The following is a 13,908-nucleotide window of genomic DNA, read 5'->3' as shown; positions in this document are numbered from 1 at the left end:
CCGCAGAGTTCTCGATCATGCGGTCGAGATCGTCGAAGGTGTGGGCGAAGATCAGCCGTCCCCAGCCGCAATCGACCGTCACGTCGGCACGCGGCGCGTCGGCTCCGGTCTCCCCCGCCGGCGGCCGGCCGGTGTAGCGGCGGGTGTGGCGCAGGGTGGCGCTGGCGGCGCGTTCCAGCCGGTGCGGTTTCACGCGGGCGTAGCTCATGGGATCCCCCTGGTCGTCGGATGCGGCTCCACGCATTGGCAACATCCGGGAATGCGGATCGGTCCCGCGCCCGAATGCCCCGGCGGAGCGTCTGTCGTTTTGAGGCGCCTGCTTACAGGCCCTGTTCCTGGAACCAGAATTCCAGCAGGGCGACCTGCCACAGCTTCGATCCCCTGAGCGGCGTGATGTGGCGTTCCGGATCGGCCAGCAGCCGGTCGAGATAGTCGCGGCGGAACAGCCCGCGCTGGCGCGCCGACGGGGCGTTCAGCACGTCGCGCACCCGCTCCAGGAACGGACCCCGCAGGTATTTCAGCGCCGGCACCGGGAAATAGCCCTTCGGCCGGTCGATCACCGCCGCCGGCACCACGCGGCGCGCCGCCTCCTTCAGCACATATTTGCCGCCGTCGGGCAGCTTCATCTCCGCCGGGATGCGGGCGGCCAGCTCCACCAGCTCATGGTCGAGGAAGGGCACGCGCGCTTCCAGCCCGGCGGCCATCGTCATGTTGTCGACGCGCTTCACCGGATCGTCGACCAGCATCACCGTGGTGTCGAGCCGCAGCGCCTTGTCCACCGGCCGCTCGGCGCCCGGCATGGCGAAGCGCTGCTCCAGCCAGCGGCGGGAATGGTCCTCGCCGATGAATCTCGGATCCAGCGCCTCGGCCATCTCCGCATGGTCGCGGTCGAAGAAGACGCGGGCGTAGTCGCCGACGGCGTCCCGGCTCTCCAGCAGCGGCGGATACCAGTGATAGCCGCCGAACACCTCGTCGGCGCCCTGGCCCGACTGCACCACCTTCACCTGCTTGGCCACCTCCTGCGACAGCAGGAAGAAGCCGATGTTGTCGTGGCTGACCATCGGCTCCGACATCGCGCGCACGCAGTCGGTCAGCTCCGGCAGGGCGCGGGCGCTGTCGACGAAGAGGCGATGGTGGTCGGTGCCGAAATGCTTGGCGACGATGTCGGAATACTGGAACTCGTCGCCGCGCTCGTCGCCCACCGTCTCGAAGCCGATGGAGAAGGTCTTCAGCCCGCTCTGCCCGTTCTCGGCCAAGAGCGCGGTGATCAGCGAGCTGTCCAGCCCGCCCGACAGCAGCACGCCGACCGGCACATCCGCGACCAGCCGGCGGCGCACCGCGCGGGTCAGGGTTTCCAGCACCAGCTCGCGCCACTCGGCGAAGTCGCGCCCCTCGTCGCCGGCCTGCGGCCCGAAGGTCAGCGACCAGTATGTGTGTTCGCGCCGCGTGCCGTCCGGCTCCACCACCAGCACCGTGGCGGGCGGCAGCTTCCGCACGCCCTTCAGGATGGTGTAGGGCGCCGGGACGACGGCGTGGAAGCTCATGTAATGGTGCAGCGCCACCGGATCGACGTCGGTGTCGATCCCACCCGATGCCACCAGGGCAGGCAGGGAGGAGGCGAAGCGCAGGCCGCCGGGAATGTCGGCCAGATAGAGCGGCTTGATGCCCAGCCGGTCGCGGCCCAGCACCACCCGGCCGCTGTCGCGCTCATGGATGGCGAAGGCGAACATGCCGTTCATGCGCTTGACGAAATCCGGGCCCCAAGCGTGATAGGCCTTGATCAGCACCTCGGTGTCGCCGTCGGAGAAGAAGCTGTAGCCGAGCCCGGCCAGCTCCTCGCGCAATTCCTTGTGGTTGTAGATGCAGCCGTTGAAGACGATGGCGAGGCCGAGAGCGGAATCGACCATCGGCTGCTGCGATGCCTCGCTGAGGTCGATGATCTTCAGCCGGCGATGGCCGAAGGCGACGCGCCCATGGGCGAACAGGCCATGGCCGTCCGGCCCGCGCGGAGCCAGCCGGTCGCACATGGCCTGGACGGCGGCCGTGCTCGCCGCCTCGCCGGATTTGAAACGAATCTCGCCACTCACTCCGCACATCGGCTGTCGAGCCTCCTCGTTGGTTCAGGACGAAGGGGCGCCAGACCCGTCAAAAGGGCCGAACTGCACCACCGCTACCCGCGTGGAACAACGGCTGGCAGGGCTCAAGGTTCCTTTGGGAGAGCCGTTTACAGCCCGAAGAAGCCGCGCAGCCGGGTCAGCAGCGCCTGCGATTCCACCGCCGGCTGCGGTGCGGCGCCCTGCTGGCGGTTGGTTTCGGCGGCGTTGCGGCTCTGGCGCTCGGCCATCAGCTCGGCCAGCCGTTCGGCCAGTTCCGGCCGGCGGCGCAGCACCGGGTCCAGGTGGCTCCGCGCCAGCTCGAACACCACGGAGTCGGTGCAGGCGACCACCGAGGCGCTGCGCGGCTGGCCGGTCAGCAGCGACATCTCGCCGAACAGGTCGCCCGGCCGCAGGCGCGTCAGGTGCAGCACCCCCGCCCGCTGCCCGTCCATCGGGTCGGTGAAGAACGCGGAGGCGGGGGCGGCGACCTGCACGTCGAACACGCCCTCGGCGATGACGAACAGCGACTCCCCGGCATCGCCCTGGCGGACGGCCGGCGACCCGGCCGGCACATGGATCTGCCGCATCGCCAGGGCCAGCGCGTCGACCTCGTCGTCGTCGAAGGCGTCGAACAGCTCGGTCTGGCGCAGCAGGCCGCGGCGCAGGGTGTCGGTGTCGGGCAAGGCAGGCTGGCGCCGGCGGATCTCCTGCTTGGGCCGGGCCGGCTCGATCCCGGCACGGGCGAGGTTGCCCACCACCGCCGCCAGCACGGAATCGCGCACCAGCGCCACCCGCCCGTAATCGTCCAGCCAGTAGCGCGCCTGATAGGCGATGCCGTTGGGCGTCACCGCCTCCACCACCACGTCGGGCCTTGGGGTGGTCAGCACGCCGTCGGCGCACAGCATGGCCGACAGCAGGATGCGCTTGGCGCGCTCCACCGGCACCTCCTGGTCCAGCAGGATGGGGACGGTGGTGCGGAAGGCCGGGCTGGGGCGGCTGTAATTGACGAAGCGGCTGCCGGCGACGATGCCGTTCGGCACGACGATGGCGGTGCCGTCACCGGCGATCAGCCGGGTGGCGCGCCAGTTGATCTCGTCCACCCGCCCCGACACGCCGGGCGACAGCTCCAGCCAGTCGCCGATGCGGTAGGGGTGTTCGATGTTCAGCGCGATGCCGGCGAAGATGTCGGCGATCATGTTGCGCAGCGCGAAGCCCAGCACGGCGATGGCGACGCCGGAGGTCGCCAGCAGGCCCGTCACCGGCTGCTCGAACACGAAGGCGAGGATCGCCACCACCGCGACGCCATAGACGAAGAAGCGCATCAAATCGGCCAGCAGCCGCGGGATGCGCGGCGGCCGCGGCAGGCCGTCGGGGCCGATCCCGCCGTTGCCGGCCGCCAGCAGGTCGATCAGCCGCGCCCCGCCCCAGGCGGCGACCAGCCAGGCAGCGGACGCGACGGCGATGTCGAACCCGCTGCTGAGATCCGGGCCGACCAGCGGCTCCAGATGGCGGTGCAGCCATGGCTTCGCGGCGGCCAGAGCCGTCAGAAGGGCCAGGACCAGGGCAGGGGCGGACAGACGCCGCAGGGCGCTCATCGACGGGGTTCTCCTCGGCGGCTGGCCTTCGGGGGCCGGGCGAGGGCGACGATGGCACGAGCAGGCGGCGTCCCGTCAAGGGATCAATTCAAACCATCCAGCCCGATCAGGGGCTTGATCTTTCACACCTTCACCACCTGCCTCGTCGCCGGCGGATAGCCCATGACGAAGCCGCGGATCACCGGGTCTGTGCCCGCCACCGTGCCGGCGAACACATAGGCGCGGCACAGCACGGCCAGCGCGGTCTCGGCATCGCCGCTCCCGCGCCGGAAGGCCTCCCCGTCGCGCAGTTCGGCGAACTCGCCCTGCCAGAAGGCCGGGTCGTCCAGCGGGCCGAAATTCATCGCCCAGAAACCGAAGGCCCGTCCCGGCCGCTCCCACCGGCCCAGCATCGCCATGTTGCAGTGCCGCTCATCATGCACAATCCGGTCGTACAATCCGCTGACGGTGTCCGGCTCGCCTTCCAGGACTTGCAGGAAGGTTCCCTCATGCTCCACAAGGAAACCGGTTACGCCCAGACGCCGATTGTTTGCCGAGCTTCGTACGCAAATGTCCGCCAGTGCTGAAAAAGGCAGCAGGGGCACCGCATCGCTTCGGTAAAGCAAAGTCAACATCGGCATCCTCCCTTTCGCTGGGTCCATTTTTATTATGATGGTGGAGCGAAATCCGGCGCGAGATAACCCTTTCTTTCGTAGAATTGTTGACGCACCCAGCGGACATAGTCCGAACCGGATGGACGCTAACGGCAGCTGCGGAAGGCACCCATGTCGAGGTGGAAATGGTTGCGGTGCGCCTCGTTGTAGTCGGGGCCCAGCACCACGTCGAAGAAGCGGCAGGCGCCGTCGCGCAGGTCGCGCAGGAAGGCCGCCTTGCGCCCGTCCGCCCCGTTGCCTCCCTTCGCCTGCCAATCGGCCAGCACGCCGATCCGCGTTCCGTCGGCCAGCACGAAGGCGGCGAGGTCGATGGCGTTGGCGGTCGCATGCTCGCTGCGCCGCCCCTCCGCCCGGCCATAGACGTTGCGGCAGGCATAGGTGCCGAGATGCTCGACCCGTGCCACCCTCTGCCCGAAATGCCGCTGCGCCGCCGGCTGGAGGGCGTTCGCCTCGAACAGGGTCCAGGCGGCGGCCAGCCCGCAGGTGGCGACGAAGCCGCTGCTGAACGAGACATCCGACCGCGACACCCGCACCACGCCGCTGAGCGCGCAGTTCTCGTCCGACGGGCGGTCGGGCAGGGAGGTGAAGCGCAGGCCGGTTTCGCCCAGCGCCGCCCGGCACTGCTCAGGCTCGCCGGTCAGCCGCGCCAGCTTGAAGCCGGTCAGCCAGTCCGGCTCCGCCCGCAGATCGAGCCGCGCCCACGGGTCGTAGCGCGGCGGCACCGCGATCAGCCCGGCCCACACGCCCGCCGCCGCGCCGCCCAGCGCCAGCAGGACCAGCAGCGCCAGCCATCCCAGCAACCGCGCCATCGCGCGGTGTCTACCGGTCGAGCAGCCCGTGCCGCCGGTGCCAGTCCTCCAGCGACTCCTCCGGATAGCGGGCGAACTGCACATCGTTGGGGCCGTTCGGCACCTCCACCCACGGCGCCTTGAAGTCCAGCATGATGTGGACCTGCTCCGGCGGGGTCGGCAGCGGCGTGTCGATGGCCGAGGCGAAGGGATGGACCAGCTCCGGCCAGGCCGGATCCTCCGCCCACAGCGCCGTGCCGCAGTGCTTGCAGAAATGCCGGTGCGACGGGCCAAGGTGGGTCTGGCCGGGACGGTCGGGGTCCTCGATCGGCGCCCGCCACGTCGCCACCGCCTCGCGCCCCTCGACCTCAAGCGTGTCGGCATCGCCGCCGAGATTGATGGCATATCCCCCGCCGCCGGCACTCTTGCGGCAGATGGTGCAATAGCAGCGCATGTAGGGGACCGGCGTCGGCGAGTTCAGCGTAAAGCGAACGGCGCCGCAGCGGCAGGAACCGGACAGTTTCATGGCAGGGGACTCCGCGATTCGAGTGCGTTCCTCCGCACCAGATGGGGCGGCCGCCGCTGTTTGACAGCATCCGCGGTGGTGAAGTTTTCGGTGGAACTTCTGGACGGAACTTCCCGGAGGAACGCGGCGGAAGGGCTGCTGTTACCTCCGCGATCCCTTTCGTGGAACCACCTGCCAGCAGTCGGAGCGGTCATGTCCCAGCCAACAGGTCCAGCCTTCCAGGGCCACGCCCAAAAACAGCCGGCGCCGCCGCCGGACGCCATGGAGGTCAGCCTGACCATCAACGGCAGCCGCAAGACCCTGCACGTCGCCCCCTGGACCAGCCTGCTCGACGCCTTGCGCCTGCATCTCGACCTGACCGGCACCAAGAAGGGCTGCGACCATGGCCAGTGCGGCGCCTGCACCGTGCTTGTGGACGGCCGCCGCATCAATTCCTGCCTGACCCTGGCGGTGATGGCGGAGGGGCGGACCGTCACGACGATTGAAGGGCTTGCCAGCGGCGACGCGCTCCACCCGTTGCAGGAGGCCTTCGTCGAGCAGGACGCCTTCCAGTGCGGCTATTGCACCCCCGGCCAGATCTGCTCGGCGGTCGGCCTGCTGGAGGAGGGGCACGCCAAGTCCGACGACGACATCCGAGAACTGATGAGCGGCAACCTCTGCCGCTGCGGCGCCTATCCCAACATCGTCGCCGCCATCCGGCAGGTGATGGACGCGCAGCCGGCGGCCAAGGACGGAGGCGCGTCATGAGGGCCTTCTCCTACGACCGTCCCGACAGCGTCGATGCGGCCTTGCGCGGCGTCGCCGGCCAGCCCGGCACGACGACCGAGGCGGCGGTGAAGTTCGTGGCGGGCGGCACCAACCTGCTCGACCTGATGAAGGCCGACGTGATGCGGCCGGAGCGTCTGGTCGACATTTCCCGCCTCGGCCTCGACCGCATCGAGGACACCGACGACGGCGGCCTGCGGCTCGGTGCGCTCGCCCGCAATGCCGACACCGCCTATGACGCGCGGGTGCAGGCGCGCTATCCGATGCTGTCGAAGGCGATCCTGGCCGGCGCCTCGGCCCAGCTGCGCAACATGGCGACCAACGGCGGCAACCTGCTGCAACGCACGCGCTGCTATTACTTCTACGACACCGGCACCCCCTGCAACAAACGGGAGCCGGGGACCGGCTGCGGTGCGCTGACCGGGGTCAACCGCATCCACGCCATCCTGGGCGCCAGCGACAGCTGCATCGCCGTCCACCCGTCAGACATGTGCGTGGCGCTGGCGGCGCTCGATGCCGTGGTCCGCGTCAGCGGCCCCAAGGGCGAGCGCACCATCCCCTTGGCCGACTTCCACCGCCTGCCCGGCGACACCCCGCACATCGACAGCAGCCTCGCCGCCGACGAGCTGATCACCGCCATCGACCTGCCGGCGCAGGGCTTCGCCGACCATTCGACCTACCTGAAGGTCCGCGACCGCGCCTCCTACGCCTTCGCGCTGGTGTCGGTCGCCGCCGCGCTCACGATGGACGGCCAGACGATCCGCAGCGCCCGGCTGGCGCTCGGCGGCGTCGCCCACAAGCCCTGGCGCGATCCGGCGGCGGAAGCCGAACTGGCCGGCAAGCCCGCCTCGCTGGAGACTTTCCGCGAAGCAGCACGCGTCCTGTTGCGCGATGCCAAGGGCCAATCCCACAACGCCTTCAAGATCGGACTTGCCGAGCGCGCCATCGTCCGGGCGCTGGCCGAAGCCGCCGGAGTGGAGCACTCATGATCGCCAAACCGACCATCCCCGCTCCGCTCGACCGTCCCGGTTCGCAGATCGGCAAGCCCGTCAGCCGCGTCGACGGCCGGCTGAAGGTGACCGGCGGCGCCAAATACGCGGCGGAGTTCAGCACGCCCGGCCTCGCCCACGGCTACATCGTCTCCAGCGCCATCGCCCGCGGCCGCATCCTTACCATCGACGTCTCGAAGGCGCTGGCGCTTCCCGGAATCTTCCAGGTCTTCACCCACGAGAACCGGCCGAGCCTGCCCTGGTTCGACCGCAAGTGGAAGGACGACGACGCGCCGAAGGGCTCGCCCTTCCGCCCGCTCTACGACGCGACGATCCACCATGCGCTCCAGCCCATCGCCCTTGTGGTGGCGGAGAGCTTCGAGCTGGCGCGCTACGCCGCCCGGCTGATCCATGTGACCTACGAGGCGGACGACCACCAGACCGACCTGCGTGCGGCCAAGGCCAACGCCTTCACCCCCGGCAAGGACAAGGGCGGCTTCCAGCCCCCGCCCAAGCCGCGCGGCGACGCCGACAGGGCGCTGGCCGAGGCGGAGGTCAGCGTCGACCTGAACTTCTCCCAGGCGGTCGAGCATCACAACCCGATGGAGATGCACGCCTCCACCGTCATCTATCACACCGACGGCAGCCTGACCGTCCATGACAAGACGCAGGGGCCGATCAACACCCAGACCTATGTCTGCAACGTCTTCGACCTGTCGAAGGATTCGGTGCGGGTGATCTCCCCCTTCGTCGGCGGCGCTTTCGGCTCGGGCCTGCGGCCGCAGCACCAGCTGTTCATGGCGGTTCTGGCGGCGACCGCGCTGAAGCGCTCGGTCCGGGTCGAGCTGACGCGCCCGCAGATGTTCAGCTTCGGCCACCGCCCGGAAACGCTCCAGCGCGTGGCGCTGGGGGCGAAGAGGGACGGCACCCTCACCGCCGTCATCCACGAGGCGGTGCAGGAGACCTCGCAGACCGAGAATTACGTCGAGGTCGTCGTCAATTGGTCGGGCCAGCAATACAAGTGCGACAATGTCCGGCTGGACTACAAGCTGGCGCGGATGGACACCCACACCCCGCTCGACCAGCGCGCTCCCGGTGCCGCCATCGGCGTCCCGGCGCTGGAGATCGCCATGGACGAGCTGGCGGCCAAGCTCGGCATGGACCCGCTGGAGCTGCGGCTGAAGAACTACACCGAGGTCGATCCCAACACCGGCAAGCCCTTCTCCAGCAAGGAGCTGCGCGCCTGCTTCCAGCAGGGCGCCGAACGCTTCGGCTGGCACAAGCGCAGCCATGCCCCCCGCTCGATGCGCGAGGGCCGGCAACTGGTCGGCTGGGGCATGGCGACCGGCGTGTGGGACGCCATGCAGGGGCAGGCGGTCGCCTCGGCCAAGCTCGGCATCGACGGCACGCTGACGGTGGGCAGCGCCACCGCCGACATCGGCCCCGGTACCTACACGGCGATGACGCAAATCGCCGCCGACATCCTGGGGCTGCCGATTGAGAAGGTGTCCTTCCAGCTCGGCGACACCAACCTGCCGATGGCGCCGTTGCAGGGCGGCTCCTGGACGGTGTCGTCGGTCGGCTCCGCGGTGAAGGCGGTCTGCGACCGGCTGCGCGACAAGCTGGCCGGTCTGGCGGCCGGGCTGAACGACGGTCCGTTGAAGGGGCTTAAGGCCGACGACCTGACCTTCGCCGACGGCTTCCTGATCGCCAAGGCCGACCCGTCCTGGCGTCTGTCGATCACCGAGGTGATGCGGGCCAACGATCTGCTGGTGCTGGAGGACGAGGCGCGCTCGGTCCCCTATTACAAGTCTCAGATGAAGCATGCGCTCGGCACCCACTCCGCCATCTTCGCCGAGGTGCGGGTGGACGAGGATCTCGGCACCGTGCAGGTGACCCGCGTGGTCAGCGCGGTGGCCGCCGGCCGCATCATCAATCCCAAGACGGCGCGCAGCCAGATCCTGGGTGCGGTGGTGTGGGGCATCGGGATGGCGCTGGAGGAGGAATTGATGATCGACCAGCGGCTGGGCCGCTTCATGAACCACGATTTCGGCGAGTACCACATCCCGGTGAACGCGGACGTCCACGACATCGACGTCATCTTCGTCGAGGAGCATGACGACATCGTCAACCCGCTGGGTGCCAAGGGTGTCGGCGAGATCGGCATCGTCGGCGTCCCCGCCGCCATCGCCAACGCGATCCATCACGCGACCGGCAAGCGCCTCTGTGACCTGCCCATCACGCTGGATAAGATTTTGGAGGCTTGATCATCAAAGAAGTCCCCTCTCCTACACCGGGAGAGGGGACAACCTGTCACCTTCGCGGCTGCCGGCAGACCCGGCAACCGCTAAAAAACTCCGACATCACCCCATGATGTTCTCGTCCGCCATGCGGCGAGGCATGTCGGTTTCGTGCTGGCGGTCCTGCTTCGGCGCCTTGGTGACGCTGAAGCCGATACCCGACAGCAAAAGAACGCCCAACGAGGCGACGGTGACGATGTTGCAAAGCATAGCGACAGACCCTTTCCCTAACCTCTTTCGGCCGCCCGGTTCGATGGGCAGCCAGACCCTTATTGTGCGGTCTCCTGGGCAATAGACGCCGGGAGCCGTTTCTTTCTTCCGTGGGCCAAGCCGGGACGAGGAAAAAATATTCGTCCGTTGTTCGGACTGTATTTACTTCCAACACCTTGCCGGCACAGGCCTTGCGGAGCGGTCAGATAGTCCCGCTGCTGCGAACTGGCAATGGAAGCCGGCGACATATCCGCGCAGCTCTGGTTAACAAAATTGTCATGGCAGCGTTCGGGTTGAGGCCTCATCCCCTCTCCCCCCGGGGAGAGGGTTAGGGTGAGGGGGGCGCGTGGCGTGCCTTATGCGGCTGAGCGGCACTTCGCTTCTTGCCGATCCACATCATGCATCCCCCTCACCCCGACCCTCTCCCCGCTTTCGGCGGACCGGAGGTCCGCCTGTCGCGTCAGCGCAAACCTCGTTTGCGCGAGAGCGGGGGGAAAGGGAGATTTCTGGCAAAATACAGGAGTCGCCTGATGCCCCCCGCAGGGTCACCGTCACCTTCAGTCCCTTACCTCCGGTCCCGGCATCCAGCCGGACCGAAGCCCCCAACCGGTCGGCGAGGGCGCGGACGATAGCAAGCCCCAGCCCGCTGCCGGTACGCGGCGGCTCGCCCGGACGGTCCAGGCGGTAGAAGCGTTCGAACACCCGCCCGCGCTCCGCCTCCGGGATGCCGGGGCCGTCGTCCTCGACCTCCATCACCGGCCCCGTTGCGGTGTCTCCTCCGACCCGCACCGTCACCGTGCCGCCCGGCCGGTTGTAGCGGATGGCGTTGTCCAGCAGGTTGCCCAGAAGCTCCCCCAACAGCACGGCGTTCCCGGCGACCCGCAGGGCGGTCCCGTCCTCCGGCCCTTCAAAGCGCACCTCGACATCCTGGGCCAGCGCCGCCGGCACCTGCTCGGCGGCAACCTCCATCGCCACCTGCATCAGGTCGGCGACCTCGGGGGCGGCGGGAACCGCCGGTGCATCCTCGTCGGCGCGGGCCAGCGCCAGCAGCTGGACCAGCAGCCGCTCCAGCCGCTTCACCGCTCCGTCGACGTCGTCCAGCGCCGCGCGCCCCTCGGCGCTGTCGGTGCCGTAGCGGCGCAGCAGGGCCAGATGGGTGCGCAGCACCGCCAGCGGCGTGCGCAGCTGGTGCGAGGCGTCGGCGGTGAAGCGCCGCATCGTGCCGATGGACTGGTCCAGCCGGGCCAGCAGCCCGTTGATGGCGACCACCAGCGGCAGCACCTCCGCCGGCACCACCGCCAGCGGCAGCGGCACCAATGCCATTCCCCCGCGCGCCGAGCGGGCATCGATCACCCGGCGCAGCCGCTTCAGCGGCGCCAGCCCGCGCCCGACCGCCCCCCACACCAGCATCCCGCTGCCGCCGACCAGCGCCACCTCCAGCAGGGTCAGCCACAGCAGCAGGTCGACCTCCAGCGTGCGCCGTCCCGCTGTCGTCTCCGCCACCTGGACCAGCACCGGCTGCGGCACGCCGTAGAGCCGCCGGACCTGTGCCGCCACCCGCACCGGATGGCCGTGATAGGAGGCATCGCGGAACACCGTGACGTTGGTCGGCATCGCCTGGATGTCCGGCAGCGGCAGGTCGAGATAGCCGGTGATCACCCCGCCCTCATGGGCGACGTTGTAATAGATGTTGTCGCGGGCCTGGCTCTCCAGCATGCCGAAGGCGACCGCCGGCAGGTCGACCGTCACCTCGCCGTCATCGTCCCCCACCGCCAGCCGCTCGGCGATGGCCAGCGTCGAACCGGCGAGCAGCCGGTCATGGGTCGATTGCACGAAGCCATGGATCAGCGCCGACCCGCCGACGCCCAGCCCCACCGCCAGAGCACCCAGCGGCACCAGCAGCCGGGTCAGCAGCCGGCGGCGCAGTGACGGCACCCGCTCCGGCCGGCCCACCCGAATGGCCGCCATCAGGGATTTTCCATCAGATAGCCCAGCCCGCGGATGGTGCGGATCTGCGGCCCGTCCGGTTCCAGCTTCTTGCGCAGCCGGGCGACATACAGCTCGATGGCGTTCGGCGCCACCGGCTCGTCGAAGCCGAACACCTCGCCGGCCAGCCGGTCCTTCGGCACCACCTTGCCGGCCCTGGTGATCAGCCCCTCCAGCACCGCCAGCTCGCGCTTGCGCAAATCCAGGACCCGGCCGTTCAGCGTCACCGTCGCGGTGGAGCGGTCGTAGCGCAGGGCGCCGCAGGCCAGCTCCGGCACCGGCGTGCCCTGGCCGCGGCGCACCAGGGCGCGCACCCGCGCCTCGAACTCCGCGGGATCGAAGGGCTTCAGCAGGTAGTCGTCGGCGCCCAAATCCAACCCCTTCACCCGGTCGGCCACCGCCTCCCGCGCGGTCAGGATCATCACCGGCACGGTGGAGCCGCGGCGGCGGATGCGGGTCAGCACCTCGAACCCCGACAGGTCGGGCAGGCCCAGATCCAGCACCACCAGCCCATAGGGCTCCGCCCGCTCCAGCCGCACCGCCTCCTCGCCCGACGCGACATGGTCGACGGCATAGCCGGCCAGCTTCAGCCCGCCGGTCACCCCGCGCGCCAGCGCCGCGTCGTCCTCCACGATCAGGATGCGCAAGGGAGCCGCCTATCGTCCGATTGGGCCATCATCCGACCGCACCTGTTCCGTTCCACCAACAATTTTCATCCGCGACAGATTGGCGACAGGTTGATTGCCTATAGTCACGGCAAATCCGCTTGTAAGCCCAACCAACCCGGCCCGCAACGACGCCGTGGAAACCAACCGCAGGAGAGGAAGAGATGCGCACCAAACTGGCCCTTCTGGTCGCGACGGCCCTCACCGTCACAGTGTCCGTCGCCGTGCCCGCCTTCACCGCCGGCACCGCCCAGGCGCAGTCGGTCCCCGCCGGCTACGACCCCGCCTATGCCAAGATCATCGAGGCGGCGAACCAGGAAGGCGCGCTCAGCATCTATTCCGCCACCGACGCGGCCGCCGTGTCGGAACTGCTGAAGGGGTTCGAGGCGCTCTATCCCAAGGTCAAGCTGGAATATGCCGACCAGAACTCGACCGAGATGTACAACCGCTTCATCAGCGAGGCGGCGGCCAACACCGGCACCACCGACCTGATGTGGTCGTCGGCGATGGACCTGCAGATGAAGCTGGTCAACGACGGCTACGCCCAGTCCTACAGCTCGCCCGAATCGAAGAGCATCCCCGACTGGGCCAACTATAAGAACGAGGCCTTCGGCACCACCGCCGAGCCGATCGTCTTCGCCTACAACAAGCGCGTGGTGCCGGCCGCCGACGTGCCGAAGACCCACGCCGACCTCGCCAAGCTGCTGGCCGAGAAGCCGGACGCCTACAAGGGCAAGGTCACGTCGTACGATCCGGAGCGCAGCGGCGTCGGCTTCCTCTACATCACCCAGGACGTGCAGGCGAACAAGAACACCTGGGATTTGGTGAAGGCGATGGGCCAGACCGGGGTGAAGCTCTACACCTCCTCGGGCGCGATGATCGAGCGGCTGACGTCGGGCGAGCACACCATCGGCTACAACATGATCGGCTCCTACGTGTACGAGCGCCAGCACAAGGACCCGGAGTCGCTGGGCATCGTGCTGCCGTCCGACTACACCATCGTGATGTCGCGCATCGCCTTCATCCCGAAGGGCGCCAAGCACCCGAACGCCGCCAAGCTGTTCCTCGACTATCTGCTGTCCAAGCAGGGCCAGCAGGCGATGCAGGCGCGCTACATGGGCTCGATCCGCACCGATCTGGCCTCGGCCAACCCGACCGCCGGCATCCCGGAAAGCACGCTGCGCCCGATCCACGTCGGCCCGGAACTGCTCACCTACCTCGACCAGGTCAAGCGCCTGAAGTTCCTGAAGGACTGGCAGAAGGCCCTCCAGGGGAAGTAACTGCTGCTCTCAAGCCCGTGCTTAGTCCCCTCTCCCCCCGGGGAGAGGGTTAGGG

The 13,908-nt window shown here is 68.8% G+C and carries 12 protein-coding genes; 4 read left to right on the top strand and 8 right to left on the bottom strand.

The features are described 5' to 3' along the window. Window positions 1-320 precede the first annotated feature (320 nt). From ACWPN3_RS03215 to ACWPN3_RS03195, 5 genes are all read right to left on the bottom strand, one after another. The gene (locus tag ACWPN3_RS03215; RefSeq protein WP_492242555.1) at window positions 321-2,096 is read right to left on the bottom strand and encodes an N-acetylglutaminylglutamine amidotransferase; all 1,776 of its coding nucleotides are present in this window, start codon (window positions 2,094-2,096) and stop codon (window positions 321-323) included. A gap of 128 nt (window positions 2,097-2,224) precedes the next feature. Next, on the bottom strand, window positions 2,225-3,691 hold the full coding sequence (locus ACWPN3_RS03210; RefSeq protein WP_492242556.1) for a mechanosensitive ion channel domain-containing protein: 1,467 nt from the start codon (window positions 3,689-3,691) through the stop codon (window positions 2,225-2,227). A 122-nt stretch (window positions 3,692-3,813) separates the two neighbouring features. Further along, the gene (locus ACWPN3_RS03205; RefSeq protein WP_109450828.1) at window positions 3,814-4,305 is read right to left on the bottom strand and encodes a BLUF domain-containing protein; all 492 of its coding nucleotides are present in this window, start codon (window positions 4,303-4,305) and stop codon (window positions 3,814-3,816) included. A gap of 125 nt (window positions 4,306-4,430) precedes the next feature. Next, a complete protein-coding gene (locus tag ACWPN3_RS03200; RefSeq protein ID WP_492242558.1) occupies window positions 4,431-5,153 on the bottom strand; it encodes an extensin-like domain-containing protein in 723 nt (240 codons plus the stop codon). Between the two features lie 10 nt (window positions 5,154-5,163). Continuing rightward, window positions 5,164-5,658: a GFA family protein gene (locus tag ACWPN3_RS03195; RefSeq protein WP_492242559.1), complete on the bottom strand. Its 495-nt coding sequence runs from the start codon at window positions 5,656-5,658 to the stop codon at window positions 5,164-5,166. 192 nt (window positions 5,659-5,850) lie between these two features. On the opposite strand from ACWPN3_RS03195, the gene ACWPN3_RS03190 reads away from it, so the two are divergent. The 3 genes from ACWPN3_RS03190 to ACWPN3_RS03180 are packed head-to-tail and all read left to right on the top strand — an operon-like array spanning window position 5,851 to window position 9,679. Continuing rightward, the gene (locus tag ACWPN3_RS03190; protein ID WP_492242560.1) at window positions 5,851-6,405 is read left to right on the top strand and encodes a (2Fe-2S)-binding protein; all 555 of its coding nucleotides are present in this window, start codon (window positions 5,851-5,853) and stop codon (window positions 6,403-6,405) included. Then, the gene (locus ACWPN3_RS03185; protein ID WP_492242561.1) at window positions 6,402-7,412 is read left to right on the top strand and encodes an FAD binding domain-containing protein; all 1,011 of its coding nucleotides are present in this window, start codon (window positions 6,402-6,404) and stop codon (window positions 7,410-7,412) included. Before ACWPN3_RS03190 ends, ACWPN3_RS03185 begins: the two co-directional genes overlap by 4 nt. Further along, window positions 7,409-9,679 carry a xanthine dehydrogenase family protein molybdopterin-binding subunit gene (locus ACWPN3_RS03180; RefSeq protein ID WP_492261078.1) on the top strand — a complete coding sequence of 757 codons (2,271 nt, stop codon included), beginning with the start codon at window positions 7,409-7,411 and terminating at the stop codon, window positions 9,677-9,679. Before ACWPN3_RS03185 ends, ACWPN3_RS03180 begins: the two co-directional genes overlap by 4 nt. A gap of 96 nt (window positions 9,680-9,775) precedes the next feature. Here ACWPN3_RS03180 and ACWPN3_RS03175 read toward each other — a convergent pair whose 3' ends face one another. The 3 genes from ACWPN3_RS03175 to ACWPN3_RS03165 all read right to left on the bottom strand — a co-directional run bounded on the left by ACWPN3_RS03175 (window position 9,776) and on the right by ACWPN3_RS03165 (window position 12,555). Beyond that, on the bottom strand, window positions 9,776-9,922 hold the full coding sequence (locus ACWPN3_RS03175) for a hypothetical protein (RefSeq protein ID WP_167421730.1): 147 nt from the start codon (window positions 9,920-9,922) through the stop codon (window positions 9,776-9,778). A gap of 396 nt (window positions 9,923-10,318) precedes the next feature. Beyond that, window positions 10,319-11,890, bottom strand: coding sequence for a sensor histidine kinase (locus tag ACWPN3_RS03170; protein ID WP_492242563.1), 1,572 nt, complete (start codon window positions 11,888-11,890; stop codon window positions 10,319-10,321). Next, a complete protein-coding gene (locus ACWPN3_RS03165; RefSeq protein WP_492242564.1) occupies window positions 11,890-12,555 on the bottom strand; it encodes a response regulator in 666 nt (221 codons plus the stop codon). The genes ACWPN3_RS03170 and ACWPN3_RS03165 overlap by 1 nt, the downstream gene beginning before the upstream one ends. 182 nt (window positions 12,556-12,737) lie before the next feature. On the opposite strand from ACWPN3_RS03165, the gene ACWPN3_RS03160 reads away from it, so the two are divergent. Then, window positions 12,738-13,853, top strand: a complete 1,116-nt coding sequence (locus ACWPN3_RS03160; RefSeq protein WP_492242565.1) for an ABC transporter substrate-binding protein — start codon at window positions 12,738-12,740, stop codon at window positions 13,851-13,853. The last annotated feature ends 55 nt before the right edge of the window (window positions 13,854-13,908 follow it).

The organism is Azospirillum sp. UENF 111221 (genome assembly GCF_058780625.1).
The sequence above is the reverse complement of the archived record's forward strand: the minus strand, read 5'-3'. Positions and strand labels throughout refer to the sequence as shown.

Bases quoted from the DNA above. Each gene is read 5' to 3' on its own strand.
- ACWPN3_RS03190 (WP_492242560.1), top strand. From the start codon at position 5,851: ATGTCCCAGCCAACAGGTCCAGCCTTCCAGGGCCACGCCCAAAAACAG.
- ACWPN3_RS03195 (WP_492242559.1), bottom strand. From the start codon at position 5,658: ATGAAACTGTCCGGTTCCTGCCGCTGCGGCGCCGTTCGCTTTACGCTG.
- ACWPN3_RS03160 (WP_492242565.1), top strand. From the start codon at position 12,738: ATGCGCACCAAACTGGCCCTTCTGGTCGCGACGGCCCTCACCGTCACA.
- ACWPN3_RS03175 (WP_167421730.1), bottom strand. From the start codon at position 9,922: ATGCTTTGCAACATCGTCACCGTCGCCTCGTTGGGCGTTCTTTTGCTG.
- ACWPN3_RS03210 (WP_492242556.1), bottom strand. From the start codon at position 3,691: ATGAGCGCCCTGCGGCGTCTGTCCGCCCCTGCCCTGGTCCTGGCCCTT.
- ACWPN3_RS03200 (WP_492242558.1), bottom strand. From the start codon at position 5,153: ATGGCGCGGTTGCTGGGATGGCTGGCGCTGCTGGTCCTGCTGGCGCTG.
- ACWPN3_RS03185 (WP_492242561.1), top strand. From the start codon at position 6,402: ATGAGGGCCTTCTCCTACGACCGTCCCGACAGCGTCGATGCGGCCTTG.
- ACWPN3_RS03170 (WP_492242563.1), bottom strand. From the start codon at position 11,890: ATGGCGGCCATTCGGGTGGGCCGGCCGGAGCGGGTGCCGTCACTGCGC.
- ACWPN3_RS03180 (WP_492261078.1), top strand. From the start codon at position 7,409: ATGATCGCCAAACCGACCATCCCCGCTCCGCTCGACCGTCCCGGTTCG.
- ACWPN3_RS03215 (WP_492242555.1), bottom strand. From the start codon at position 2,096: ATGTGCGGAGTGAGTGGCGAGATTCGTTTCAAATCCGGCGAGGCGGCG.
- ACWPN3_RS03205 (WP_109450828.1), bottom strand. From the start codon at position 4,305: ATGTTGACTTTGCTTTACCGAAGCGATGCGGTGCCCCTGCTGCCTTTT.